At 64.6% G+C, this 25186-nt stretch carries 23 protein-coding genes and 1 pseudogene; 9 read left to right on the top strand and 15 right to left on the bottom strand.

The window, feature by feature from the left end; translation table 11 throughout:
- Positions 1 to 251: 251 nt before the first annotated feature.
- Positions 252 to 1553 (top strand): HNH endonuclease signature motif containing protein, encoded by a 1302-nt coding sequence (locus TZ00_RS18815; protein ID WP_052521425.1) that lies wholly within the window; start codon positions 252 to 254, stop codon positions 1551 to 1553.
- A 106-nt stretch (positions 1554 to 1659) separates the two neighbouring features.
- Here the strand turns inward: TZ00_RS18815 and TZ00_RS09035 are convergent, their stop codons facing one another.
- The 6 genes from TZ00_RS09035 to TZ00_RS09010 all read right to left on the bottom strand — a co-directional run bounded on the left by TZ00_RS09035 (position 1660) and on the right by TZ00_RS09010 (position 6217).
- Positions 1660 to 2034 (bottom strand): DUF202 domain-containing protein, encoded by a 375-nt coding sequence (locus TZ00_RS09035; protein WP_052521424.1) that lies wholly within the window; start codon positions 2032 to 2034, stop codon positions 1660 to 1662.
- Complete coding sequence (locus TZ00_RS09030; RefSeq protein ID WP_044440987.1) at positions 2031 to 2426, bottom strand: YidH family protein; 396 nt, start codon at positions 2424 to 2426, stop codon at positions 2031 to 2033. Before TZ00_RS09030 ends, TZ00_RS09035 begins: the two co-directional genes overlap by 4 nt.
- Positions 2416 to 3633 carry a low temperature requirement protein A gene (locus TZ00_RS09025; protein ID WP_044440985.1) on the bottom strand — a complete coding sequence of 406 codons (1218 nt, stop codon included), beginning with the start codon at positions 3631 to 3633 and terminating at the stop codon, positions 2416 to 2418. Before TZ00_RS09025 ends, TZ00_RS09030 begins: the two co-directional genes overlap by 11 nt.
- A 61-nt stretch (positions 3634 to 3694) precedes the next feature.
- Positions 3695 to 4351, bottom strand: coding sequence for a hypothetical protein (locus tag TZ00_RS09020; protein WP_044440983.1), 657 nt, complete (start codon positions 4349 to 4351; stop codon positions 3695 to 3697).
- Positions 4348 to 5859 (bottom strand): hypothetical protein, encoded by a 1512-nt coding sequence (locus TZ00_RS09015; protein ID WP_044441429.1) that lies wholly within the window; start codon positions 5857 to 5859, stop codon positions 4348 to 4350. Before TZ00_RS09015 ends, TZ00_RS09020 begins: the two co-directional genes overlap by 4 nt.
- A gap of 94 nt (positions 5860 to 5953) precedes the next feature.
- Positions 5954 to 6217: a hypothetical protein gene (locus TZ00_RS09010; RefSeq protein ID WP_044440981.1), complete on the bottom strand. Its 264-nt coding sequence runs from the start codon at positions 6215 to 6217 to the stop codon at positions 5954 to 5956.
- A gap of 173 nt (positions 6218 to 6390) precedes the next feature.
- Here TZ00_RS09010 and TZ00_RS09005 point away from each other — a divergent pair, with 173 nt between their 5' ends.
- Positions 6391 to 7260, top strand: coding sequence for an aldo/keto reductase (locus TZ00_RS09005; protein ID WP_044440979.1), 870 nt, complete (start codon positions 6391 to 6393; stop codon positions 7258 to 7260).
- 7 nt (positions 7261 to 7267) lie between these two features.
- Positions 7268 to 8146, top strand: a complete 879-nt coding sequence (locus TZ00_RS09000; RefSeq protein ID WP_044440977.1) for an alanyl-tRNA editing protein — start codon at positions 7268 to 7270, stop codon at positions 8144 to 8146.
- 14 nt (positions 8147 to 8160) lie between these two features.
- Here TZ00_RS09000 and dnaB read toward each other — a convergent pair whose 3' ends face one another.
- The 7 genes and pseudogenes from dnaB to TZ00_RS08965 all read right to left on the bottom strand — a co-directional run bounded on the left by dnaB (position 8161) and on the right by TZ00_RS08965 (position 14239).
- Positions 8161 to 9579, bottom strand: a complete 1419-nt coding sequence (dnaB, locus tag TZ00_RS08995; protein WP_044441427.1) for a replicative DNA helicase — start codon at positions 9577 to 9579, stop codon at positions 8161 to 8163.
- Positions 9580 to 9992: 413 nt separating this feature from the next.
- Positions 9993 to 10445, bottom strand: a complete 453-nt coding sequence (gene rplI / locus TZ00_RS08990; protein ID WP_044440975.1) for a 50S ribosomal protein L9 — start codon at positions 10443 to 10445, stop codon at positions 9993 to 9995.
- A 9-nt stretch (positions 10446 to 10454) separates the two neighbouring features.
- A complete protein-coding gene (gene rpsR / locus TZ00_RS08985) occupies positions 10455 to 10718 on the bottom strand; it encodes a 30S ribosomal protein S18 (protein ID WP_022895757.1) in 264 nt (87 codons plus the stop codon).
- A gap of 41 nt (positions 10719 to 10759) precedes the next feature.
- Positions 10760 to 11275 (bottom strand): single-stranded DNA-binding protein, encoded by a 516-nt coding sequence (locus TZ00_RS08980; RefSeq protein WP_044440970.1) that lies wholly within the window; start codon positions 11273 to 11275, stop codon positions 10760 to 10762.
- Positions 11276 to 11413: 138 nt separating this feature from the next.
- A pseudogene (rpsF, locus tag TZ00_RS08975) lies at positions 11414 to 11761 on the bottom strand (30S ribosomal protein S6); the annotation flags it as partial.
- Positions 11762 to 11915: 154 nt separating this feature from the next.
- Entirely contained in the window at positions 11916 to 12752 is an 837-nt protein-coding gene (locus TZ00_RS08970) for a siderophore-interacting protein (RefSeq protein ID WP_044440965.1), read from the bottom strand.
- Positions 12753 to 12802: 50 nt separating this feature from the next.
- Entirely contained in the window at positions 12803 to 14239 is a 1437-nt protein-coding gene (locus TZ00_RS08965) for a CCA tRNA nucleotidyltransferase (RefSeq protein ID WP_044440963.1), read from the bottom strand.
- 120 nt (positions 14240 to 14359) lie between these two features.
- Between TZ00_RS08965 and TZ00_RS08960 the strand changes: the two genes are divergently transcribed.
- The 6 genes from TZ00_RS08960 to TZ00_RS08935 all read left to right on the top strand — a co-directional run bounded on the left by TZ00_RS08960 (position 14360) and on the right by TZ00_RS08935 (position 22088).
- Positions 14360 to 16528 carry a DUF6049 family protein gene (locus TZ00_RS08960; protein WP_044440961.1) on the top strand — a complete coding sequence of 723 codons (2169 nt, stop codon included), beginning with the start codon at positions 14360 to 14362 and terminating at the stop codon, positions 16526 to 16528.
- Positions 16521 to 18170 carry a murein biosynthesis integral membrane protein MurJ gene (murJ, locus tag TZ00_RS08955; RefSeq protein WP_044440960.1) on the top strand — a complete coding sequence of 550 codons (1650 nt, stop codon included), beginning with the start codon at positions 16521 to 16523 and terminating at the stop codon, positions 18168 to 18170. Before TZ00_RS08960 ends, murJ begins: the two co-directional genes overlap by 8 nt.
- Before the next feature lie 114 nt (positions 18171 to 18284).
- Positions 18285 to 19262 (top strand): thioredoxin-disulfide reductase, encoded by a 978-nt coding sequence (gene trxB, locus TZ00_RS08950; protein WP_044440959.1) that lies wholly within the window; start codon positions 18285 to 18287, stop codon positions 19260 to 19262.
- Between the two features lie 28 nt (positions 19263 to 19290).
- Positions 19291 to 19617 carry a thioredoxin gene (gene trxA / locus TZ00_RS08945; RefSeq protein WP_044440958.1) on the top strand — a complete coding sequence of 109 codons (327 nt, stop codon included), beginning with the start codon at positions 19291 to 19293 and terminating at the stop codon, positions 19615 to 19617.
- Between the two features lie 186 nt (positions 19618 to 19803).
- Complete coding sequence (locus TZ00_RS08940) at positions 19804 to 21123, top strand: aminotransferase-like domain-containing protein (RefSeq protein ID WP_238579632.1); 1320 nt, start codon at positions 19804 to 19806, stop codon at positions 21121 to 21123.
- Between the two features lie 2 nt (positions 21124 to 21125).
- Positions 21126 to 22088, top strand: a complete 963-nt coding sequence (locus tag TZ00_RS08935; RefSeq protein WP_044440954.1) for a D-alanine--D-alanine ligase family protein — start codon at positions 21126 to 21128, stop codon at positions 22086 to 22088.
- Between the two features lie 103 nt (positions 22089 to 22191).
- Here the strand turns inward: TZ00_RS08935 and TZ00_RS08930 are convergent, their stop codons facing one another.
- Together TZ00_RS08930 and TZ00_RS08925 are read right to left on the bottom strand one after the other, a co-directional pair.
- Positions 22192 to 23172, bottom strand: coding sequence for a ParB/RepB/Spo0J family partition protein (locus tag TZ00_RS08930; RefSeq protein ID WP_044440952.1), 981 nt, complete (start codon positions 23170 to 23172; stop codon positions 22192 to 22194).
- On the bottom strand, positions 23162 to 24088 hold the full coding sequence (locus TZ00_RS08925) for a ParA family protein (protein ID WP_044440950.1): 927 nt from the start codon (positions 24086 to 24088) through the stop codon (positions 23162 to 23164). The genes TZ00_RS08930 and TZ00_RS08925 overlap by 11 nt, the downstream gene beginning before the upstream one ends.
- Between the last annotated feature and the right edge of the window lie 1098 nt (positions 24089 to 25186).

The following is a 25186-nucleotide window of genomic DNA, read 5'->3' as shown; positions in this document are numbered from 1 at the left end:
CCGCATCCCCCGCGCGGGGGACATCGGGCACGGCTGCGCGCCCTCCATGGCGCCGGTCGAATAGCGGTCGCGAGGAACGAGCACCGCGTATCGAGACCCCGTTCCCTGAGCCTGTCGAAGGGCTCCCGGGCCGTGTACGACTACTCCTCCACAGGGCATCGATCGCGAGAGTTATCCACAGCAATATCCCCTGATCAAGTGTCGAATACCTGTCGCCACCCAGTGTCGGTGGTCACTGTTTGACTTGTCCCATGACATTCGAATCCCCACCCTCCGGGCCTGACCCGTACCTGGTCGCGCTTGATGAGGTCGCCGCCCTTGACACGCAGATAGCCCGCCTGTCTGCGGTCAGGGCCAGACGCGTCACCGAGGCTGCCCGCCAGCTCCACCGGCAAGCCCCCGTCGACACGTCCACCGCCGGGCCCGTGTGGTCAACGGCCCGGGTCGAGAGGATCGAGCTCGTCACCGAACTCGCGCTCCTGACTCGCCGCACCGAACACCGCACCGCCACCCTCGTCGACACCAGCATCGCCCTGGTCAGCTCTCTTCCCCTCACCCTTCACGCCCTGTCAGCAGGGCACATGTCGTGGGAGCACGCCGAAGTCATCGCGAAACACGCCGACGGATTAGAGGGCGACGCACTGCATACCTACGACGCTCGCCTGGCGGCGCTCGCAACGGAGGTGAATCCTCGGCAGCTCGAGAAGAAGGCCCGCCACGAGGTGGAGCTCGCCCAACCATCCACCGCGGTAGAGCGGGCAGAGAAAGCAGCAGCCACCCGGCGCATCTATGTCGATCCGGCAGCGGATGGCATGGCGTCCCTCACCCTGTTCGCCCCGGCCCCTGAGATCCACGCCATCGCAGACCGTGCCGTCCGACTGGCCGCCGGGTTGAAGGCTGGCGGTGACCCGCGGAGCATGGGACACCTGAAAGCCGATGTCCTCACCGACCTCATGCTCAACGGCGAAACGTCGATTCCTGGAGCGACCAGAGGCGTCCGCGGACGGGTTCATGTGATGGTTCCTGCGATGACACTGTTGGGTGTGGGTGAGGAGGCGGCGATCCTCCGCGGCTACGGCCCCATCGACCCCGCCACCGCCGCCCAACTCACCGCCGAGGCGACATCGTGGCGGCGCATCCTCACCGACCCCATCACGGGACGCATCCTCAACACCGACCCTCGGGACTACCGGCCCACCGCAGCGATGATCGACAACGCCAGGCTGGTGCACCCGGAATGCGTGTTCCCGGGATGCACGGTCCCGGCGGAGCAGGCAGACATGGACCACACCGAAGACCACGCCTACGGAGGAGACACCATCCCAGAGAACCTGGCGCCCCTGAGCGCGGGTCACCACCGGGTGAAGCACCACACCAGGTGGGAGTTCGTTCAGAACGGAGACGACACCCTCACAGCGACCTCACCCGCCGGACACGTCTACACGATCCGGCCCGAAGGACGCATGCAAGCCGCACCCCAAGCCCTCATGAAGGCAGCAGCAGCCGTAGCCGCGACGACAATGGAGGAGGACCTCGCCGACTGCCCCTTCTAACCACCACGACACCCGGGGTCTCGATACCGCCGCGCCGCCCCCTGAGCTTGTCGAAGGGCGACCTACCGGACCAGCACAGCATCCGCAGAACGGCGCGGCCAACGGCTCACCGCGATAGCACGCCGGCCACCGCGAGTGCGCATCCGAGAACCGAAACGGAACAGACGCACGCCGCCAGCAGCGAAAGGGCCAGCCAAGGGGCCGACCGATGCTCGGCTACCGAGATCCTTGATTGAACTGGGGGAAGCAACGACAAGACCGCTATTCCGCCGGCGATCACGGCTGCGACGATCGCCACTGCCAGAGCGCCCGAGCGCACCGCCGTGATGGCGCAGACCAACGCGACCCCTGCGGCGGCGATCGCTGTGCGCCTCCAGGCGAGAGCGGTGCGTTCCGGCTGCAGCCCCGGGTCTCTCGCCGGCGCGCCAGAAAGCTCTGCCGACCCACCTGGAGTCTCTGCCGGCCCACCCGTCAGATTCACCGCTGCAGCGCCTCGAACGCCGCGTACCCCGCAAAGACAAGCGCGAGCACGATAATGCCCACTCCGACCCCAACGAGAATGCGCGGAGCTGGCAGCGGCAACGCGAGCCGCATCGCTCGCTCGACACGGCGCCACCCGACGAGCGAAGACACGGCCACGAGGCCCCCGCCGAGGCAGACGAGCGCAGCCATGACATCGACGAACAAGGGAAGGTCTGCGACACCCGCCAGAGTCGTCAGCGCCACGCCGCCGGCGACCAGAGCCAGGCCCGTGCGCATCCACGCGAGCGCGGTGCGTTCGTTGGCCAGCGAGAATCGCGCATCCGGCTCGTCACCGACGCCGTAGACCGATCGGGGCTTGCGGCGATCCTCATCGCTCTCTTCAGAAGCCATGACGCGCTCCTTCGTCTATCGTCTTTGCCGCTCGCGAACGCTGCTGCAGCACAGTCACCGTGATGATCGCCGCGATCACAAGCGTGATCAACAGCACCGTGATGCCGAATGAGACCACCGGCGCGAGAAGCGGAATGACCAGCACGGCCGCTGCCCCGACGAGACTGGTGGCGGGCCGAATCGCGGTGTCCGATCCGAGCAGCGGCCGATAGAGCACCTGCATCGCCACCAGAAAGACGGCCACGGGAATGGCAACCGAATACGCCACCGTCGTGCCGTCGACCTCGGCCTCGTGGCTCAGCGATTGCACGGCCACCTCCAGCCCGGCACCGAGGGCCGCAAGAGCCGCGAAGACGAAGTAGTGCCCGAATCCCCAGACGAAGCTCCGCTGGCGCCGCTTCTCCAGCCCCTCGCCGGCAGGCTCGAGGTAGTACACCCACCAGATACCGAAGAGCAGCGCGAGACCCGACGCGGCCAGCAGCACGAACTCGCCCGAGGCATCCCCCGCCGTGACGATAGCCTGCACACCGACCGTGGCCGCGAGAACCGACTCGCCCAGCAGAATGATCGTGAAAAGGCCGTAGCGTTCGGCGATGTGGTGCGGATGCCAGCGGGTGTACCCGCGGCGCTCGGCCCACAGCGGCACGGCGAGCTCGCACGCGGCGAGAAACCCGAAGATGCCGATCTGCGCAGGCAAGGGGAGATTCCCCACGAGCAGCAGGCGGCCGATCCAGAGCGCCTGCACGAACGCGATTCCCGCCGCGTATCGCAGGGCCGTCGCCCTGCCCTCGGGGTCTTGGATGGCGGCGCGCAGCCACTGCGCGACGAGTGCGAGACGCATGATGAAGTAACCCACGGTGATGAGCAGGAAGTCGCCGTTGTTGAACGCGGCCGGAACTCCCGCCGCCAGAACGAGCACTCCGCCCATCTGCAGCATGGTGAGCAGTCTGTAGGGCACGTCGTCGGTGTCATAGGCCGACGCGAACCAGGTGAAGGTAAGCCAGGCCCACCAGATGGCGAAGAAGACCATGACGAAGTTGGGCAGTGCCTCTGCGAGCTCGTCGGCCTCGATGCCGTGGGCCAGCTGTGTGACCACGGCCTGAACAGCCACAACGAAGGTGAGGTCGAAGAGCAGCTCGAGCGGAGTGGATGCGCGGTGCTTCTCGTCGATGTCGCGATGCCGCATGCGAATGACTGGCAGGCTCATGAACCACAGCCTAGGGGCGGATATTGCCCGAACACGTACAGCTCAGGTCAGGGGCGGCGCCTTAGTCCACCGGGTATACGTCGACGATTGCCACCTGAACGGCGGCCGACTCGTCATAGCGCACGTCGTAGTTCACGTTGAGCCCGACTTTGACGCCCGGAGCGAATGAGAAGTCGCTCACCCCATCTGCGTCAGCGGCCACCGAGTCGATCCAATCCTCGACGGCCGCGCGATCGAGACCATACGAATCCGAGGCGTCGCGCAGCAGTTCGAAGAACGCGTCTGTCGAGTTCGCGACGAGAAAGTAGGTGATGCGGTCGACATCGGGTTGCGCATCCGTCGTGAAGAAACGGATGCGATCGGTCGAGGCCTCGACTGATCCCTGCGGTCCCACGATCTCGAGGCTGATGAGCCCGTCGCGCGACTGCACGTCTGGCGCGTATTCGTCGGCCGGAAGGCCGAGAACTGACTTGTCGATGGTGCCGGCGCTCATGTCGAAGCGCGCCTTCTTCGCATCGAGAATGCGGGCGATTCCGTCTGCATCGAGCGTGGAGAGTTCTGTACCGGTCACGGGGCTTCCCTTGTCGGAGTCGGGGTTCGGGTCGATGGGTGGAATGCGGATGCCGCAGGCGGTGAGCGACACGATCGCAACGGCTACGGCAATGGATGCGATGGCCCGCCTCAGGCGAGCTCGGGGCGTCGGCAAACGGTCGGTCACTGAGAGAACTCGAGTTTGTGGGGCGTCAGCAGGCGCTGCAGAATCTCTGGGATGTTGCTGGTGGGCCTGGCCGCGTCAGTGCGGTCGTTGAAGTCCGACGCGATGATCTCGCGGGCGAGGTCGGGGTTGTTCCGAAGCAGATCCTGATAGGCGGGCAGCGTGTCCTTGGAGATGAGCGCCCAACGTTGATCGGCATCGGCGATGTTACCGTCGGGGAAGTTGGTGGTGATCTCGGTACTGAACTGCAGGGGATTGTCGGCGTTGGTGAACGGGATGTTCTCGGGACCGGGAGACTCGATCGTGAACTTGTACGGGAACACCTCGGGGTAGCTGAGCGCGCCAGGAATGGACGGTTCACCGGCCAGCGTCACCAGGAACGTGACGGCCTCGCCGGTGATCGGGTGCTCACGCATGGAGTTGTAGTCGTCCGCGATGATGTCGTTCTGTTCGCGCTGCAGCAGCATCGTGTTGCCGGCTGCCACCTGCGCCGGGTCGCCCGAATCGATCTTCTCCCAGGCATCGGCGGTCGTCTGGGTGATGGCACCCGAGTCGGCCAGACGCTGAATCTCGGCGAGTCCACCGTTCTCGTAGGCCATGTGCTGGCGGGCCTGATCGAGAAAGATCTCCTTGTTCATGTCGAGCATGCTCTTCTCGTAGAACGCAAGCTCGGAGTCGGACATCTTCGCCACGATCTCGAGCTGGTCGAGATAGGGCAGAGGAAGATCGGAGAGAGGGTTGTTCAAGATCGCCTGCGCGATGTCGCGCATCGCCGCCATGTCTTGGAATCCACCGGCGAACGACGGCCCGATCATGTTGGCCATTCCCGCCCACTGCAGGTCCGGGTTGTCGAGGAACTGCTTGCCGTAGAAGTCGTAGACGCTCTTGATGGTCTGCCAGTTGTACTCGGTGCCCTTCGATGTGTCCCACGTCGACGGGTCGATGCCCATCTCTTCCATGGCCTTGTTGTTCCAATAGTCGCTGAGGAAGTCGGCGTAGGCCTTATTGTTCACGGGTATAACGCCGCTGTCGGCCGCCGCGTCAAGAGCGAGCTTCGCGCCCTCCGGATGCTCGGCGGCCCACCGTGCGAACTCGTCGCTCTTCAGATAGGCGGCTCGTTCTGCCGGTGTCATTCCGGCGAGGAGCGCCGTCAGCTCGTCGGCGTCCCGCTGTGTCGCAGGGTCCGCTGCACCCGCGGGCGCGCCGGAACCAGGGCCGCCCGTCCCGGTGCCTGCGGCGCCATCGGTCACCGAGCTCGTCCGTTCCTGATCGAGCGCATTGGCGATAAGAACCTGGGATGCCCGTGACAGCTCGGAGAGAGTTCGTTGCAGCAGGGGCTCATGCGTCGCACCCCAGTCGGACCGGAACATGTCGGCGTCTCGTCCATGCCATGCCTGCGTTTGGATGACCGAGCCCAGCATCGATGTGATATTCCGCAGTTGGCCCGACGCGGAATCGAGGCTGCGTGCGAGTTGGCGCAGTTCGCCGATGTCCGCTCCGTACAACGCCATGATGCCCCGCATTCTCCCGATGGATTGCAGCAATGCTAGCGGCCGACTCGTTCCTCGCCCATGGGGACAAGTCCCCATGGGTGCCGGGGTCGGTTCAGCGCCCGTGCGTCGCCATGATCTGGTCGACGTCGATGCGCTCGAGCAGCGCATCCCAGTCGATCTCGCGGGCGGCGGCGGCCACCTCAGGCTCCGCGTACGCCTTGCCGTTGCGGTGCACCACCACGCCCTTCGGAACGATGCGGTTCAGCTCGGCGAGCACGGCGTCGTCGATGGCTTCGCTGTTGAAATCTGCGCCGACCTCTGCGAAATAGTCGGCCGAAACGGTGTACGAGACTGTTGCCACTTCTACTGCGGTCATGGTGAGCTCCTTGATCGGTCGATTGGGTCGCGCATACAGGAATTCTCTTCAGTCTGTGCCTCCGTCCTCCGAAGCGCCTCCTTTTTTTGCGTTGCACGTCGATTTCCGCGCGAGGCGAACATGTGCCGAGCAGGGCTACCCTCGCCATCCGGCACGCGCGTAGCGTTGACAGAATGACAACGACAACGCTTCCCGCCAGGGCATCCGGAACCTTCGACCTGGGCGGAGACCTGCCCGTCACCCGTCTCGGCTACGGCACCATGCAGTTGACCGGTCCCGGGGTGTGGGGTTGGCCCGCAGATCCGGATGAGGCAGTGCGTGTTCTGCGCCGCGCAGTCGAACTGGGCGTGAACTTCATCGACACGGCGGATTCATACGGGCCTGCCGTTGCGGAGCCCCTGATCGCGAAAGCTCTTCGCCCGTATGCAGACGACCTCGTCATCGCGACGAAGGCCGGGCTGACCCGCTCAGGACCTGCCGACTGGCGCCCCGTCGGTCGCCCCGAGTACCTGCGCCAGCAGGCCGAGATGAGCCTTCGCATCCTCGGTGTCGACCGCATCGACCTCTTTCAACTGCACCGCATCGACGCGAAGGTTCCTCTAGCCGACCAGATCGGCGAGCTTGCCCTCTTGCAGCAGGAGGGCAAGATTCGCCACATCGGTCTCAGCGAAATCTCCGTTGAGCAGTTGAAAACCGCCACCGAGTTCGCAACCATCGCATCGGTGCAGAACCTGTACAACCTGGCGAACCGCCAGTCGGAGGAGCTGCTCGACTACGCCACGCAGCAGAACATCGCGTTCATCCCGTGGTTCCCGCTGGCGACCGGCAAACTGGCGAAGGCGGGCGGCGTGCTCGACGAGATCGCCGCCGAACACGACGCGACGCCCTCTCAGCTCGCGCTCGCCTGGCTGCTGAAGCGTTCGCCCGTGCTCCTGCCGATTCCCGGCACCTCGTCGGTAGATCATCTCGAGCAGAACATCGCCGGTGCTGAAGTCGAACTCAGCGACGCCGAATTCGACGAGCTCTCCGCTCTCGCGAGCTGACCCCCGCATGACACTTCCCACCGCCGACACGATCGTCACCTACCCGGCTGGAGACCTCGCGTCGACCGGCACCGTGCTTTACACCGAAGCGCTGAGTGCCGGCCGCCGCGTGGTTTTGCTCGACACCTCTGCCTGCCACCCGGTCGATTCCGCGTGGCCCGACCAGCCGGCCGACCGCGCAACCCTGACCGTGAATGGCGTCGAACTCGAGGTGCTCGACTGCGTCGTCGCGGCGACCGATGGCGAGACCCTTCACCTCGGCAGTGACGTTCCGGTTCGCAAAGGAACCGATGGCTGGGCGTTCGTGACAGCGCACATCGTCGACGACGCCCTCGCAACCGCGGCCGGTCTCGTCGAGGGCTCCGAGGCATCCATCGCGGTCGATGCCGCCTACCGGCACGCTCTCTCTGTCGGCCACACCGCCTGCCACCTGGCATCTCTCGCGCTCAACGCCGAACTCGCCGGGTCATGGAGCAAGGATGTATCACTCGACGCGCTCGAGCACCCGAACTTCGACGCCCTGGCCATCGAGACCTCGCGCATCCACGAGCGAGGCTCAGTCGACGTCTATCGCGTGGGCAAGTCGCTGCGAAAGAAGGGCTTCGCGCCCGCCCGGCTCGCCGACGACCTCGGCGAGGTCGAAACGGCCGTGGATGCGCGCCTGTCGGCGTGGGTCACCTCGGGCGCGGCGGCATCGATTCACCGAGACGGAGATCGCTTGACCGACCGCCGCTACTGGACGACGACGCTCGACGGACGGGCCGTGAGTATCCCCTGCGGCGGAACGCACGTGGCGAGCCTCGCGGAGCTCAGCACGCCGCAGGTGACCCTACACGCAGAGCAGGGCGACTCTGCCCCAGAACTGCGCATGACGACCCGCGCGTGAGCTCGGCCGACAGGCTACGCCTGAGGCATGTCCGCGAAGCGCGAGAAGTGGCCGAGGAAGCTGGCCGTGATCGTGGCGGTGGGGCCGTTGCGGTGCTTGGCGACGATGAAGTCGGCCTCGCCCGCGCGCGGGTTGTCTTTCTCGTAGGCACCCTCGCGGTGCAGCAGAATCACCATGTCGGCGTCTTGCTCGAGCGACCCCGACTCGCGGAGGTCGCTGATGGCGGGCTTCTTGTCGGCGCGCTGCTCGGGGCCACGGTTGAGCTGCGACAGTGCGATGACGGGCACCTGAAGCTCTTTGGCCATGAGCTTGAGGGCTCGCGAGAACTCTGAGACCTCTTGTTGACGGCTCTCGACCTTCTTGCCGCTGGTCATGAGCTGCAGGTAGTCGATGACAACGAGCTTGAGGCCGACCTTCTGCTTGAGACGGCGGCACTTGGCGCGGATCTCGACCAGGGTCATGTTGGGGCTGTCGTCGATGTAGAACGGGGCGTCGTTGATAGTCGACCGGGTCGACGCGATCTTCGTCCAGTCTTGGCCGTTGACCTGACCCTTGCGCATGATCTGCAGGGGCACGGATGCCTCGGCAGACAACAGACGCATGGCGATCTCGGCGCGGCCCATTTCGAGCGAGAAGAAGATGGCCGGCATGTCGTGCTTGATGGACGCGGCCCGACAGAAGTCGAGCGCGAGGGTCGACTTACCGAGTGCGGGGCGCGCCGCAACGATGATGAGCTGCCCGGGGTGGAACCCATTGGTGAGGTTGTCGAGGTCGGTGAAGCCCGACGGAACACCCGTCATCTGGCCGTCTTTGCCCGCGGCCGCCTCGATCTCATCGGTGGCAGCCGTCAGTGCGATCGTGAGCGGCACGTAGTCTTCGGTCTCGACGTTGCCGTTGACGGCGTAGATCTCGGCCTGGGCGTTGTTCACCAGGTCCATGACTTCGCCCTCACTGGCGTAGCCCATCTGCACGATGCGCGTGCCGGCCTCGACGAGGCGGCGCAGCACGGCCTTCTCGGAGACGATGTTGGCGTAATAGCCCGCGTTGGCCGCGGTGGGCACCAAGCCCGTGAGCGTGTGCAGGTATTCCGCACCGCCGGCGCGACTCAGTTCGCCGATCTTGGTGAGCTCATCGGTGACCGCGATCACGTCGGTGGGCTCGCCGTGGGAGTAGAGGGTCAGCACCGCGTCGAAGATGATCTCGTGCTTGGGAATGTAGAAGTCAGCACCGCGCACGACCTCGACGACATCTGCCACCGCGTCTTTGCTGAGCAGCATTCCGCCGAGAGCACTCTGTTCGGCGAGAAGGTCGTGGGGAGGTGTGCGGTCGCCGCGCGAGTCGGCCCGCCACTCGCCCGCGCCCGCGCCGCCGGCAGCATTGCCGCCACGCTGGCCGTCGTTCGGGCCTGACAGTCCGAGATGGGCTATCGACACGGATCCTCCTTCATCTGCGCTCGCACGCAGCATCGTTCTGTGACAGTTGTACCCGCACCGTAGGACATCCCCAACAGTGCCTGTGGATAACCATGTGGAGAGTTTGGGAGAAACGCCGGAAGGTCTGGGGGGAAACTGTGGAAACTATTGTGGAAAGTCATATCGGTCGAGAGCGGAAAGAAGGCTTTCACCAGCGAATACCGCGTTTCCACAACCGTGGATAAATACATCCCTCCAGCAGAGCTTGAGGGTTTCGATTTGACAATTGGCCTGTGTATAAAACTGAGCAATTTTGACCCCCGAAATGGGTCTGGATCAGGCTTCTAATACAGGCGGTGAAACGACGAATGGCGGTGGAATCATCCACCGCCATTCGTGATGCGCTCAGGCGAGCGCGGTGCTGCTGAGTGTTGCTACTTGGCAGCGACCACGTTCAACGTGATCGTCGCGACCAGGTCGTCGCGCAGCTTGACCGTGGCCTCGTGGGTTCCGGTGAGCTTGATCGCCTGGCTGATCTCGATCTTCTTCTTGTCGAGCGACCCGAGACCCTGTGCCGACACCGCGTCAGCGATGTCGGAGGTCTTGACCGAACCGAACAGGCGTCCGCCTTCGCCGGCCTTGACGGTCAGCTTGACGGTCGCGGCCTCGAGAACCTGCTTGAGGTGCTGGGCCTCTTCGATCGTGGCGTGCTCGCGCGAAACGCGGGCTGCCTTGATCTGCTCGACCTGCTTCTCGCCACCACGGCTCCACGTAACCGCGAAGCCCTGGGGGATCAGGTAGTTGCGGGCGAAGCCGTTCTTGACCTCGACCACGTCACCCGCTGAACCGAGGCCAGAGACCTCGTGCGTGAGAATGAGTTTTGACATGTCGGTTCCTTACCTGCCCGAGCCGGCGTAAGGCAGAAGAGCCATTTCGCGGGCGTTCTTGACGGCACGGGCGATGAGGCGCTGCTCCTGAACGGAGACTCCCGTGATGCGGCGAGCGCGGATCTTTCCACGCTCGGAGATGAACTTGCGGAGAGTTGCGACATCTTTGTAGTCGATGACGCCGACGCGAATGGACTTCGCGGGAGCTGCGTTCTTGGCGCCCTTGGCACCGCGCAGCGGCTTGCGGCGGTCGCCGCTTGACTTTCCAGCCATTTTTATCTGCTTTCAGATGAGTTCTATGAAGAACGAAGTTGTTAGAAGGGGGTGTCGTCGCTGAAGTTGCCCGGCGTGTTCCACACGTCGGCTCCAGCTCCGGCAGCCGGCTGCGCGGGCGCCGAAGCGGCCCACGGCTCGTCGTTTCCACCGCTCGGTCCGCCAACCTGGCCGCCGCCCTGGCGTGCGCCCCCGGCTGCCCGGGTGACACTCGCAGTGGCATAGCGCAGGCTGGGGCCGATCTCGTCGATCTCGAGCTCGATGGAGGTGCGCTTCTCGCCCTCTTTCGTCTCGTAGGAGCGCTGGCGCAGGCGGCCGGTCGCGACGACGCGGCTTCCCTTGGTCAGCGATCCAGCGACGTGCTCGGCGAATTCACGCCAGACGCTCGCGCGGAGGAACAGAGCTTCGCCATCTTTCCAGTCGTTCGCGGCACGATCGAACGTGCGCGGCGTGGATGCGATGGTGAAGTTGGCAACCGCCAGCCCGCCCTGCGTGTAACGCAGTTCAGGATCGCTGGTGAGGTTTCCCACCACGGTGATTACGGTTTCGCCAGCCATGATCGACTACTTGGCGGACTCGTCGTCGGCGGCCGGAGCGGCAGCCTTGGGAGCCTTCGCGGCAGCAGCGACCTTCGACGCGGCGCTCGGAGCGGCCTTGGCGGCAGCGGGAGCAGCGGCGGAAGTCTCGGCGGGCGCAGCAGCGGCCTTCGGGTTGGCAGCCTTGCGGGCGGCCTTCTCGGCGGCGAGCTTGTCGGCGGTGGCGACCATCGCGATGGCCTCTTCGGCACGCAGCACCTTGGTGCGCATGACGGCCTCCGACAGCTTCAGCTGGCGGTCGAGCTCCTTGGTCGAGTCTGCGCTGGCGGTCAAGTTGACCACCGCGTAGATGCCTTCGGTCTTCTTGTTGATTTCGTAGGCCAGGCGACGGCGTCCCCAGATGTCGACACTGTCGACGGTGCCGCCATCCTTGCGGATGACGTTGAGGAATTTGTCGAGACTGGGGGCCACGGTGCGCTCATCGATTTCAGGATCGAGGATCACCATGAGTTCGTACTGATGCGTCACAAACCCACCTCCTTCGGACTAGTTCGGTCACAGACGGTCTGTGACAGGAGGGTGTATCTGCATCGGCCCGCCACCGCGTGGGAGATTCCCACTGGTAACGGACAACCTTGGAAGCTTAGCAGAAGTGCCCTGATCAGTGCTGGGATGACTTCCAGTATCCGCAGAACATGATGTTCTCCTTGGGCACCCCGGTCGCGATCCAGTGCCGACGCGCACCGGCGACAAGCGCCGATTCGCCCACGGTCCACGCGAAGCAGCGCTCGCCCAGCGCCGGCAGAGCCTCGGCCGCCGCCAGAACGGCGCGGCCCGGCGTCGCCTGCGCATCCGGTCGCACGATGAATCGCACGTCGACCTTGGGCGGGCCCACGAGGTCTTGGATGTCGTCGGCCGTCGGAACCTCGATCAGAGCGATCCCGACGGTGTCGGTCGGTAGAGACGCAAGAACACCGGCGACGGCGGGGAGACCCGTCTCGTCGGCCACCAGCAGCACGCTGTCGGTCTCGGCAGGCTGCACGAATCCGATGCCGCCGTCGAGGATCGCCACTGCGTCTCCCGGCTCGCAGCGGGCGGCCCAGCTCGCGGCGGGCCCAGCCGTTCCCGCTGCCGCGTCTCCGTGCAGAACGAAGTCGACATCGAGTTCTGGGCCGTCGGCGCCGACCTCTCTATAGGCGCGCACTGTGTAATTGCGCAACACCGGCCGACGTGTTTTCGAGATGGTGAGATATTTGGCGTACGCGAGCGTGTTGAGCTTCTGCGGCAGCCGCGACAGTGCCTCTTCTTTGTCGGCGATCGGAATGAAGAGCCGGAACCACTGGTCGAACCCCATCGGCACGAATTTGGCTATGTCGCCCGCTCCGAGCGTGACCCTGGCCATGTTCGGGGTGATCACCTCACGGCGGATCACGTGCAGCGTCAGCAGCTCGGATGCCTGAGGGGTGATCCGGCGGGCTGTCTTGGTGCTCTTCGCCATGCTCGGGATGCTCGTCTCGACTCGGGGGAGGGGGTCGAGGAAAGGGTACCCTAACTTGCTTGCCGAGCAACCCACCATTCGAGCAGACGCCGGGTGGCTTCCTCTTCGCCGAGAGGGCCGTCGTCGAGCCGCATCTCGAGCAGAAAGCGGTAGGCCTGGCCCACGTCGCGCCCCGGCCGGATGCCGAGGATCGCCATGATCTGCTCGCCGTCGAGATCGGGCCGCACGGCCTGCATCTCCTCCAACTCGGCCAGCTCGGCGATGCGCGTCTCGAGATCGTCGTAGGCGAATGACAGCATGTGCGACTTGCGTGTGTTCCGCGTGGTCACGTCGGCCCGGGTGAGGATGTGCAGACGCTCGAGCAGTGGACCGGCATCCCGCACGTAGCGACGCACGGCCGAGTCGGTCCACGCGCCCTCGGTGTAGCCGAAGAAGCGCAGGTGCAGCTCTATGAGGCGCGCAACGTCGCCGATCGTGTCGTTGTCGAAGCGCAGCTCGCGCAGCCGCTTCTTGGCGATCTTCGATCCGACGACATCGTGGTGATAGAAGGTCACCACGCCGCCCGGCTCCAAGCGCCGCGTCGCTGGCTTGCCGATGTCGTGCATCAGAGCGGCCAGCCGGAGCACCAGGTCAGGCCCCTCGAACGAGCCACGCGACTCCTCGAGCTCGATCGCCTGGTCGAGCACGGTGAGGCTGTGCTGGTACACGTCTTTATGGTGATGGTGCTCGTCGCGCTCCAACCGCAGCGCGGGGATCTCCGGCATGACCAGCTCGGCGAGCCCAGTCTCGACGAGAAGCTCGACGCCCCGACGCGGCGTCGGCGTCAGCAGCAGCTTCGAGAACTCGTCGCGGATGCGCTCGGCCGAGATGATCGAGAGCGACCCACCCATGGTTGCCAGAGCATCCAGCGTCTCTGCATCGAGTTCGAACCCGAGCTGGGCCGAGAACCGGATGGCGCGCAGCATGCGCAGCGGATCGTCGCCGAACGAGATGGCCGGCGTCGATGGCGTGCGCAGGATGCCGGCGAGCAGATCTTCGACGCCGCCCGACGGGTCGACGAGAACCAGTTCGGGCAGACGGAGCGCGAGGGCGTTGACAGTGAAGTCGCGGCGCGAAAGATCGACCTCGAGGCTGTCGCCGAATGCCACTATCGGCTTGCGGGTCTGCTGGTCATAGCTGTCAGAGCGGTAGGTGGTGATCTCGACCTGCTCGCCGTCGATGACAGCACCGATCGTTCCGAAGTCGCGGCCGATGTCCCACGTGCTCTTCGTGAGGGTAGACACGACCGCGAGGATCTCGTCGGGTGTCGCATTCGTCGTGAAGTCGAGGTCTTTCGCGTCTCGACCGAGGAACGCATCTCGAACGGGGCCTCCGACAAGGGCCAATTCGAAGCCCGCCTTGCTGAAGGCCGCTGCAAGCGGCGCGACGGGCGACGACTCGCTGAGAGCGCGCAGCCGAACCATGGAATCGTGAACCGTTCGCTGCATGCACACAGTTTACCGAGGCGCGCGATGGGGCCACGGGCAGAGCGGCCTCCCATGCTTTCAGCCTGCGCAACCTAGAATCTACGCGAGGCCGCATCTCATGCGTCTTCGACGAAAGCATCTATGACACCGCCTTCCTCCCGACGCCTGCGCGCCCTCCCCGCCCTTCTGGGCCTCGGAGTGGCGGCGTCGTCGATGCTCGGAATCGCGCCAGTGGTCGCGCCCGCCAGTGCCGCTGGAGAGCCCGTGCAGCTGGTTCTCGCCCCAGCGAACGGCGGAGTGGCGCAGCCTGGCGCCGACATCACGGTCACGGCAGCTGTCACGAACACGGGCTCCGCGACGATCGACGCGTCCACCTTGCAGGTCGCCCTGGATCGCGAGGTCATCTCGACCCGAGCCGGGCTGGCCGAATGGCTCACCCCTCCCACTGCTGAGTCGACCGTCGATTCCGATGCCATCATCACCGCCGTGGCCGTTCCTGCTCTACAGCCCGGCGAGGAGCACATCGTGCAGGCCGTGATCCCCGCCGCCGACGTGACACTCAACGACTGGGGGGTGCGTGGCATCACCGGCACCGTCGAGCGAGCCGACGGCACCGAATCAGTCGCGCACTCGTCGATCGTCTATAACGGCGCAGACGCGCCCGACCGTACCCAGGTCGCCGTCGCCATTCCCATCACTACCCAGCCGGGGCAGACGGGATTGATTCCCGAGGCCACGCTCGCCACCATCACCGCCGACGACGGATTGCTCACCCGTGAACTCAACTCGGTGATCGGCAGACCCGTCGGAATTCTGATCGACCCGCGCATCATCGTGTCGATCCGCGCCCTCGGATCCGCAGCTCCGTCGAGTGCTACCGCGTGGCTCGACCGCCTCAAGGGTGCATCGAACCCCATCTACCCCCTCAGCTACGCCGACGCCGATGTCGCTGCAATGAGTCAGGCGGGCGCACCGCAGCTGCTCGCCCCCACCTCGTTCGACTACGGCCTCGACCCGGCGAACTTCACGGGAGCTGCCTCGCCGGCCCCCAGCCCCGCCCCGGTGGCTGGCACGGCGGCGGTCGACAAGGGCGACGACACCACGAATTCGCCGACGCCCACCCCGAGCCCGACTCCGAATGCCGTCCCCGACACGGGCGCTCTGCTTGCGTGGAATTACACGGGCACCTCGATCGCGTGGCCGCGAGACAACACCGTCACTCCCACTGACGTGTCCTACTTCGCCGGCAATGGACTCACGACCTCGATCCTGTCGTCATCGAACGTCGCGCTGGCATCGGGGGAGACCGCCGCGGGCGTTGTGCGCTCAGGCGACAGCACCGTCTTGGTCTCGGATGACACAGTCTCCAGGGCCCTCCGCGACGCGGCCGGCGCACTCACTGCGACAGACAGGCAGAAGTCGCTCTCCGACCTCGCATCGAGTCTCGCCGTCGTCGCGAACGAAGACGAAGGAGCGCCACAGACCATCCTCGCGACCCTCGACCGCACGGCGCCCGCCGACGGAACGGCGCTCGCCGACGCCTTGACCTCTCTCGACTCGCTCACCTGGTCGTCGACCACCTCGTTCGACGGCTTCGCCGCCCAGGCGCCCACGACCGAGGCCACGATCGTCGACCAGCCCGAGCCCGCCGAACGAACAGGCCCGGTCGCCGCCCTGCTGGCATCCGAGAACCAGGTCGCAGCGTTCTCGAGCATCATCGCCGACCCGAAAAACCTGCTCGGCGAGAACCGGGCGAACATTTTGTCGCTGCTGGCCAACTCGTGGGCGTCGAACTCGGGCGGTTGGAACGTGGCTGTGCAGGCCCAGGCCGACCGCTCGGCCAAGACGCTGAGTTCCGTCTCCATCGTCGCGGGGTCTCCCATCATCCTGGTCAGCAACAGCGGCGATATGACGGTCCTGGTGCAGAACGACCTGCCCTACCCGGTCAACGTCACCGTGCGCCTCTCGCCCTCCAACTTCAGGCTCGTCGTGCAACCCGAGGTCACGATCACCGTCGAGGCATCTTCGAGCAAGCAGGCGAAGGTTCCCATCACCGCCGGCGTGGCCAACGGCGACACCACCGTGCGCGCAGAGTTGGTGAGCCCCACGGGCATACTCATCTCCCAGCAGCCCACTTTCATTCCGGTGAACGTTTCCGCCGACTGGGAGGTCGCGGGCTCATGGCTCGTGGGCAGTGTGGTGGGCGCCCTGCTCGTCTTCGCCGCCATTCGCCTCTTTCTGAAGCGCCGGCGCAATCGCGCGGCTGCTGAACCCGTCACCGAATCCACTACTGAGGAGCCGCGTGGCTGACACACCCACCAAGCCCGGGCCGAATCTGGGCCGGGCGAGCGCGATCCTGGCCTCGGGAACGACCGTGTCCCGCATCCTGGGCTTCGTCAAGGCGTTCGTGCTCATTCAAACCCTCGGCAGTATCGGCTTGGCGACTGATGCGTTCAGCATCGCGAATCAGCTGCCGAACACCATCTTCGTCATCGTCGCGGGCGGCATGCTGAACGCGGTGCTCGTTCCTCAGATCGTGCGGGCAGCACTGCATAAAGACGGCGGAATCGGCTATATCAACAAGCTCGTCACCGTGGCGTTCGTTGTACTCGGCGTCACCGCTCTGCTCGCGACTGTATTCGCGCCGGTGCTCATCACTGTGACGGCGGATCTGTCGTCGAGCGGTCAGTTCGCTCTCGCCACAGCCTTCGCTTATTGGTGCCTCCCCCAGATCTTCTTCTATGGCATCTATTCGGTGCTGAGCGAGGTGCTCAACGCTCGCAACTCCTTCGGACCGTTCACCTGGACCCCGGTGCTCAACAACATCGTCGCCATCCTCGGCCTGGTGGCGTTCAATGTGGTCTTCGGTCCGAGCGCGAAGAATGTGTCCGATCTCGACTGGTGGACGGCCGACAAGGTCGCCCTGCTCGCCGGAACGGCGACTCTGGGCGTCGCCGCGCAGGCTCTTGTGCTCTTCTTCTTCTGGAAGCGGGTGGGGCTGCGCTACAGACCCGACTTCCGTTGGCGAGGTGTGGGACTCGGCACCGCAGGAAAGCTCGCAGGGTGGACCTTCGGCATGCTCGTGGTGACGCAGCTCGCTGGCATCGTAGAGACCCGGGTGGTGGCCTCGGCATCCGGTGATGCCGCGTCGACGACGGTGCTGTCGACAGCCTGGCTCATCTTCATGCTCCCGCACTCGATCGTGGCCGTGTCGATCGCGACCGCCTACTTCACGCGCATGAGCGAGCACGCTTCCACCGGCGATCTCGCCAAGGTCCGCAGCGATCTGTCGTCATCCATTCGCGTCATCTCAGTGCTTATGGTGCTCGCCACCATGGTTCTCATCGTCGCCGCCTACCCCTTCAGCGCCCTCTTCAGCAAAGGCTTCAACTTCTCGGCCACCGTCGCCATGGGAGACGTGCTCATCGCATTCCTGATCGGGCTGCCGGCCTTCAGTATCCTGTTCGTGGTCTTCCGTGCGTTCTTCGCGCTCGGCGACACCCGCACTCCCTTCTTCATCACGCTGTTCCAGTCCGTCATCTTCTCGATCGCGGCCCTCGCAGTGCTCGCCTTCGTACCCAAGGAGTACACCGGCGTGGGCGTCGCGCTGAGCCTCTCGGGGGCGGGGATCCTGCAAGCAATCCTGGCCGCCATCATCATCCACCGCAGGCTCGGAGGGGTGGGGGGCGGCACCGTGGCGCGCAGCCTCGGGCGAGACTTCGTCGCCCTGGTGCCAGCCGCCATCCTCGGTGTCGTCCTCGCCGTGGCATTCGACTTCGGTCACAAGGGTGCGTTCGCCACCAGCAGCTTCGTCGGTGCTCTTACGTCGATGACCGCCATCCTCGTGGTGATGTCGATCGCCTATCTCGCAACACTTCGGCTGCTGCGTTCACCCGAGCTGAACGATGCCCTCACCCCGCTCCTGGGGAGACTGCGCAGGCGCTCCTCCTAGTTGCCCCCGTGTCCTCCGACGGCGGAATATCCGCGGAATAGGATGTGTTGTACCCGTTCGTGAGGGCCTTTTCCGGCCGTCTCGCGACACCCTTTCCAAGGAGCTGACACGCACGTGCGCGACATCATCATCATCGGATCCGGCCCTGCCGGATACACCGCGGCCATCTACGCTGCCCGGGCGGGGCTCAACCCGCTTCTGATCGCCTCGAGCGTCGAGGCCGGCGGCGAGCTGATGAAGACCACCGACGTCGAGAACTTCCCCGGCTTCCCCGAGGGCATCCAAGGCCCCGAGCTCATGGGCAAGCTGCAGGAGCAGGCCGAGAAGTTCGGCACCGAGGTGCTGCTCGACGACGTCACAAGCGTCGACCTCGCCGGCGACATCAAGAAGGTCAGCACCGGCTACAGCGGCGACCAGGAGGCCCTGTCGGTCATCTTTGCCACGGGTTCCGCCTACCGCAAGCTCGGCATCGAAGACGAAGAGCGCCTGAGCGGCCGCGGCGTCTCATGGTGTGCCACCTGCGACGGCTTCTTCTTCAAGACCAAGACCATCGCCGTCATCGGCGGCGGCGACTCGGCCATGGAAGAGGCGACGTTCCTCACCCGCTTCGCCGACAAGGTCTACCTGGTTCACCGCAAAGACACGCTCCGCGCATCGAAGATCATGCAGCAGCGCGCCTTTGACAACCCCAAGATCGAGTTCGTCTGGAACTCCGAGGTCGTCGGAATCTCCGGTGAGAACGCGGTCGAGGGGCTGACCCTGCGCAACACCGTCTCCGGCGAAGAGAGCGAGCTCGAAGTTCAGGGCCTGTTCGTCGCTATCGGCAACGATCCCCGGGTGCACCTCGTTCACGGCCAGCTCGAGCTCACGGCATCCGGAACCATCGCAGTCGACGGCCGCAGCTCGAAGACCAACCTCACCGGTGTTTTCGCTGCTGGCGACGTCGTGGACGACACCTACCGCCAGGCTGTCACGGCCGCCGCGTCGGGAACGGTCGCCGCTCTGGATGCGGAGCACTACCTCGCGGGTTTGGCTCAAGCGGCGCACGTCACTCCTGACGCCGCTGCCGAAGACCTCATTCCCGTCAACTAGTTTTCATCTCCTAAAGAAAGAAGCAATCATGTCCAATGCCAAGGCAGTCACCGACGCCAGCTTCGATGCCGACGTCCTCCAGTCCGACAAGCCGATTCTGGTCGACTTCTGGGCTGAATGGTGCGGCCCGTGTCGCGCCGTCGGCCCCATCCTCGACCAGATCGCCGACGAGCACGGTGACAAGATCGAGATCGTCAAGCTCAACGTCGACGACAACCCCCAGACCGCCGCGAAGTACATGATCACGTCGATCCCGGCGCTCAAGGTCTACAAGGGCGGCGAGGTCGTCAAGACCATCATCGGCGCCAAGCCCAAGGCCGCGCTCGAGAAGGACCTCGCAGACTTCATCGCGTAACTTCGGCATAGTCGTTGGGCCCCCTGCATCGCGCAGGGGGCCCAACGTCGTTAAAGGCCACTTGGATGCCTGTGGCTCCGGATGCGCCCAGCCCGGCGTTCGACACGCCCGGGGCTGGTTAGTATGGAATTTCGGTCTGGTATCAGGCGATCTGAAATCAGAATGACCCACTGTCAGGACATGCGCGTGAACGACAACACCCGAAGCGGCACAGGAACGAACCTCGACCCCTGGTACGGCAACTACGCCGCCCGGGCGGCAGGCCTGGCGGCCTCCGAGGTGCGTGCGCTCTTCGCCGTGGCCTCCCGACCCGAGGTGGTGTCGCTCGCCGGGGGCATGCCCTTCGTCTCAGGTCTTCCCCAAGACCTCGTCATCGATGCGATGAACCGTGTCATGACGGGCAACGGTGCGGCTGCACTTCAGTACGGCTCCGGCCAGGGCGTTCCCGCTCTTCGCGAGCAGATCCTCGACGTGATGGCGCTCGAGGGAATCAAGGCGGGTGTCGACGACGTCGTCGTCACCACGGGCTCCCAGCACGCGCTCGAACTCGTCAGCAAGCTCTTCCTCGATCCCGGCGACGTGGTTCTCTCCGAGGGCCCCAGCTACGTCACGGCCGTCGTCATCTTCAAGTCGTACCAGGCTGAGATCGAGCACGTTCCCATGGACGAGCACGGGCTCATCCCCGAGGCCCTGCGCGAGCACATCGCCGGCCTCAAGCGCGCGGGCAAGCGCATCAAGTTCCTCTACACGATCCCCACCTTCCACAACCCAGCCGGGGTCACGCTCAGCTGGGAGCGTCGCATCGAGATTCTCGAAATCTGCCGGTCAGAGGGCATTCTCGTGCTCGAGGACAACCCCTACGGCCTGCTCTACTTCGAAGAGAAGCCGCCGGCCGCCATCCGGTCGCTCGAGACCGACGGCGTCATCTACCTGGGCACCTTCTCGAAGACCCTCGCGCCGGGCTTCCGTGTGGGATGGGCTCTCGCACCGCACGCCATCCGCGAGAAGCTGATCCTCGCCAATGAGGCCGCCGTCCTCAGCCCGAGCTCCTTCAGTCAGCTCATCATCAGTCAGTATCTCGACACCGCCGACTGGAAGGGTCAGATCGACCGGTTCCGCGGCATCTACAAGGAGCGCAAGGAGACCATGCTCTCGGCGCTCACCGAGTACCTCCCCGACCTGAGTTGGACGAACCCCAACGGCGGGTTCTACGTCTGGCTCACCCTGCCCGACTATCTCGATTCGAAGCAGATGCTGCCCCGGGCTGTTACCGAGCTGGTGGCCTACACGCCGGGCACCGCGTTCTTCGCAGACGGCCAGGGGCGTAACAACATCCGGCTCTCGTTCTGCTACCCGACGCCGGAGCAGATCAAGCTCGGCATCCGACGTCTCACTACCGTCATCAACGCCGAACGAGATCTGCTCGAATCGTTCTCGGCGACGGGCCCCCTCACGGCCATCCGTCGTGACGACAACTACACAGCACCGCCGCCCAACACCAACTAGGGATGAATACCGTGACCTCTCGTACCGTCGTCGTTCTGGCCGGAGGCATCTCGCACGAGCGCGACGTCTCCCTTCGTTCGGGTCGGCGCGTCGCCGACGGCCTGCTCGACCGTGGACACACCGTGATTCTGCGCGAGCCCGATGCCACGCTGCTGTCGTATCTCGAATCAAACCGGCCCGACGTGGTCTGGCCCGCACTGCACGGCGCCAGCGGTGAGGATGGTGCCCTGCGGGCGCTTCTGGATGCCCTCGACATCACGTACGTGGGGTCACAGTCGGGTTCCAGCCGACTCGCGTGGAACAAGCCCACGGCCAAGGTCATCGTTGCGCGCGCCGGCTTCTCGACGCCGGAGTCGATCACCCTTCCTCGCGATACGTTCCGGGAGCTCGGTTCTGCCCAGGTTCTCGATCGTGTCGCGAGCCAGTTCGGCACGGACCTCGTTGTGAAGCCGGCCCAGGGAGGTTCAGCCCAGGGCGTCTCCATGGTCGCCGACACCGACGACCTTCGCCGCGGCGTCGTCGAGGCCTACACGTACGGCGATGTCGCGCTCATCGAGCGTCGCATCTCCGGCACCGAGATCTCCGTCGGCATCATCGACACCGGCGACGGCCCCTTCGCGTTGCCCGCTGTCGAGATCGAGCCTCGCCTGGGCGTCTACGGATACGACGCGCGCTACAACGCGGGGGAGACCAGGTTCTTCACGCCTGCGCGCCTGTCGCCCGAGATCACTGAGCTGGCACAATCCACCGCACTCTCCATCCACAACACGCTCGCCCTGCGCCACATCTCGCGCGTCGATCTGATCATCGACGACGACGGCGTGGTCTGGTTCCTCGAGGCCAACGTTTTGCCCGGCCTCACAGAGACCTCGCTCGTTCCCCAGGCGATCCAGGCCGCTGGACTCAACCTCGGTGAGGTCTACGAAGCGCTTGGCGAGAAGGCGATCGCCGACGCCTCCGTCTAACGCGCAACCGGCATGTTTCACGTGAAACATTCCATCCGGCCTTAACGACGCAACCCCGATGTTTCACGTGAAACATCGGGGTTGTTGCGTTGAGGGGGGAGACTCAGGGGCGACCGAAGCCCTTGTCACCCAACTCCGCGAGGATACGATTCAGGTCGCCGATAGTGGCAAAGTCGATGACGATCTGGCCCTTCGACCGCCCCAGGCTCACTTTCACACGGGTGTCGAGACGGTCTCCGAGCCGGTCAGCAATCTCGTCGAGGTGGCCGCGCTTGGCCCCCGCGACGGTCTTCGCCTTCGCCGGCTTCGGAGCGGCACTCGCTGCGGCCTCCGCGGCCCGAACCGACAGATCTTCGTTGACGATCTTGTCAGCGAGGCGGGTCATGGCTTCGGCGTCGCCGGCGGAGAGCACGGCACGGGCATGGCCGGCGCTGAGAACACCGGCAGCAACGCGCTTCTGAACGGCCGCCGGCAGGCGAAGAAGACGGATCGTGTTCGTAATCTGCGGGCGCGAGCGACCGATGCGTGTCGCCAATTCGTCTTGTGTGATGCCGAAGTCGCTCAGAAGCTGCTGGTACGCCGATGCCTCTTCGAGAGGGTTGAGCTCAGACCGGTGCAGGTTCTCGAGCAGGGCGTCGCGCAGCATGTTCTCATCGGCCGTGTCTTTGACGATCGCCGGGATCGTGTCGAGACCGACCTGGCGCGTGGCCCGCAGTCGACGCTCGCCCATGACCAGTTCGTACTTGGGACGCTCACCGGCGACGAGGGGGAGTGGCCGAACGACGACCGGCTGGAGCACGCCGATCTCGCGAATCGACACGACAAGCTCGGCGAGATCGTCTTCCTTGAAGACGGCACGAGGCTGCTTCGCGTTCGGAACGATGTCTGCGGGGTTCAGGTGGGCGAGCCGCGCCCCGGGCACCTCGACCAGATCTGCCTGGGGCTGAGCCGCGGTCTCGCCCCGGTCGGCAAAGAACACGTCGACCGGTCGAACCCCGGGGCGTCCTTCGGAATCGACAGAGTCGTTGGTGGGAATAAGGGCACCGATACCGCGACCCAGGCCGGTTCTCTTCTTAGTTGCCATCGGTGGGGGCTCCTCTGTCTGCGATCTCGGCTGCGGCCTCGAAATACGAGAGCGCGCCGGGTGAATTGGGGTCGAAGCTGATCACGGTCTGACCATAGCTGGGTGCCTCTGACACTCGCACTGAGCGTGGGATGACGGCGGTGAGGGTCTGGTCGGGAAAGTGACTGCGGACATCCTCTGCCACCTGGAAGGCAAGCCGAGTGCGTCCGTCATACATGGTGAGCAGAATTGTCGACACCGCCAGGCTTGGATTCAAGTGACGCTCGATCAGCTGGATGTTCTTCAACAGCTGGCTCAGACCTTCGAGTGCGTAGTACTCGCACTGAATCGGGATGAGCACCTCGTGCGCCGCGACGAAAGCGTTGATGGTGAGCAGTCCCAGAGATGGCGGGCAGTCGATGAAGACGTAGTGATAGGCCGCCCCGGAATCGAACGAATCCTGGAGGTAGGTGTCGACACTGGTGCGCAGACGTTGCTCACGGGCGACCATGGGCACGAGTTCGATCTCGGCGCCCGCCAGATCGATCGTGGCCGGAACGCAGAACAAGGTGTCGAACTCGGGGCTCTTCTGAACGAGATCCGCCATCGGCTCGTCTCGGATAAGCGCGTCGTACACACTTGGAGTTTCGGCGCGATGTTCAACACCCAATGCCGTCGACGCATTTCCTTGTGGATCGAGGTCGATCACTAGAACGCGAGCCCCGCTGCGAGCGAGTGCAGCTGCAAGGTTCACCGTGGTCGTGGTCTTGCCGACGCCGCCCTTCTGATTGGCGACAGTGAAGACTCGTGTCGTCTCCGGCAGGGGAACGACACGCTTCGCGAAGTTGCGCCGCCGGTTTGAGAGGTCCGCTAGTTCACGAGCCAGAGGAGTCGACGCATCGAACGACGCGTCTCCACCGATTGGTTCCGTTGACATCCACAAATCCTGACTTGCTGAGTTCCGTTGACGACCCGAAGAAACCCGAGGTCGGGGGAGAGGATGGAAGACACCGATCGATCAATCAAGCGACCGAATGCCGAAACGAAATCGTCCCTAGACCAAAGTACCCGCCGCCGCTGGAAACTCTAAGTCGAGACAGAAATCAGTCGATTTTGGTCGCTATTTCAGACATCCCGCGTCCTCAAAAAATTGCTTAGGATCCGTTTCAGCGAACGAAAAAATGGTCTGCCCTCTTGACGAAGGCGATATAAATACATTAAGCACGAGCATACACATTTCGTGAGTCTGATCGCGTTGACATCGATCGATGTTTCACGTGAAACATCCCCACGCGACGACCGTGCAAGATGCGATCACCACAGTGGGGCGACACATTGCGCCAAGCACGCAATTCGAGGCATTGCGGCGTCATAGCTGTGGTCGGTCGCCGAAGGAGGCGGGAAGGTGAGTAACCATGTCGCCGCAGCGACTTCGATAAGAGGCAGAATCTTTCGTTGGAGGTGGCTTCCGGAGCGAGCGCCGTGAGGTGCGTCGTCTACCTTCACCTGATCGACGTCGCTCGACGAGCTCGTCTCTCAAGTTCGAACTGGGAGACGAATATGTCACACCCACCAGAGAAAAATCTCCGCCCAGCGTGATCATCTGCCAAGCCACCACCACTCGGCCTCGCGCTGTACAGATGAACTCCGGTTTCAAAGCAGAAGGCCCGCCATCCACGTGCCCCGGGTCTCGTCATCTTCGCTGCGCATCGACGTCATCGCTACCAAGATCCCGAGGCGCTCATACCTTAGCTGTCTCGCTTAGGGCCCACGCTCCAATGCCCGAGAGCTCGGTGGATCCGAGACCATTGAAGTGCGGGCGTCGTCTGCTCTCACACACGCCTTCACGCCTTCACCCTCCAGTATCTTCATGCTTCCCACAGCCCTGAGCGTACGTAGCCGAGCACCGTTCATGTTCATATTCGCTCTGCCACCCCACACGGCGGGCAGCCCATTCCTCAGCACGCGCGCGCCTGGCATGCAATCCGCCCGGCTCCTTCACACGGGCCACCGCGAACCGTGATGTGCCACGACA

The organism is Agreia bicolorata (assembly GCF_000938265.1).
Classification (GTDB): domain Bacteria; phylum Actinomycetota; class Actinomycetes; order Actinomycetales; family Microbacteriaceae; genus Agreia; species Agreia bicolorata.
Note: the sequence above shows the minus strand (reverse complement) of the source record. Positions and strands in the feature narration are given on the sequence as shown.

Coding starts and splice junctions, on each gene's coding strand:
- TZ00_RS18815 (WP_052521425.1), top strand. CDS start 252: ATGACATTCGAATCCCCACCCTCCGGGCCTGACCCGTACCTGGTCGCG.
- TZ00_RS09030 (WP_044440987.1), bottom strand. CDS start 2,426: ATGGCTTCTGAAGAGAGCGATGAGGATCGCCGCAAGCCCCGATCGGTC.
- TZ00_RS09025 (WP_044440985.1), bottom strand. CDS start 3,633: ATGAGCCTGCCAGTCATTCGCATGCGGCATCGCGACATCGACGAGAAG.
- TZ00_RS09015 (WP_044441429.1), bottom strand. CDS start 5,859: ATGGCGTTGTACGGAGCGGACATCGGCGAACTGCGCCAACTCGCACGC.
- TZ00_RS09010 (WP_044440981.1), bottom strand. CDS start 6,217: ATGACCGCAGTAGAAGTGGCAACAGTCTCGTACACCGTTTCGGCCGAC.
- TZ00_RS09005 (WP_044440979.1), top strand. CDS start 6,391: ATGACAACGACAACGCTTCCCGCCAGGGCATCCGGAACCTTCGACCTG.
- TZ00_RS09000 (WP_044440977.1), top strand. CDS start 7,268: ATGACACTTCCCACCGCCGACACGATCGTCACCTACCCGGCTGGAGAC.
- rplI (WP_044440975.1), bottom strand. CDS start 10,445: ATGTCAAAACTCATTCTCACGCACGAGGTCTCTGGCCTCGGTTCAGCG.
- rpsR (WP_022895757.1), bottom strand. CDS start 10,718: ATGGCTGGAAAGTCAAGCGGCGACCGCCGCAAGCCGCTGCGCGGTGCC.
- TZ00_RS08980 (WP_044440970.1), bottom strand. CDS start 11,275: ATGGCTGGCGAAACCGTAATCACCGTGGTGGGAAACCTCACCAGCGAT.
- TZ00_RS08970 (WP_044440965.1), bottom strand. CDS start 12,752: ATGGCGAAGAGCACCAAGACAGCCCGCCGGATCACCCCTCAGGCATCC.
- TZ00_RS08965 (WP_044440963.1), bottom strand. CDS start 14,239: ATGCAGCGAACGGTTCACGATTCCATGGTTCGGCTGCGCGCTCTCAGC.
- TZ00_RS08960 (WP_044440961.1), top strand. CDS start 14,360: ATGACACCGCCTTCCTCCCGACGCCTGCGCGCCCTCCCCGCCCTTCTG.
- trxA (WP_044440958.1), top strand. CDS start 19,291: ATGTCCAATGCCAAGGCAGTCACCGACGCCAGCTTCGATGCCGACGTC.
- TZ00_RS08935 (WP_044440954.1), top strand. CDS start 21,126: ATGAATACCGTGACCTCTCGTACCGTCGTCGTTCTGGCCGGAGGCATC.
- TZ00_RS08930 (WP_044440952.1), bottom strand. CDS start 23,172: ATGGCAACTAAGAAGAGAACCGGCCTGGGTCGCGGTATCGGTGCCCTT.
- TZ00_RS08925 (WP_044440950.1), bottom strand. CDS start 24,088: ATGTCAACGGAACCAATCGGTGGAGACGCGTCGTTCGATGCGTCGACT.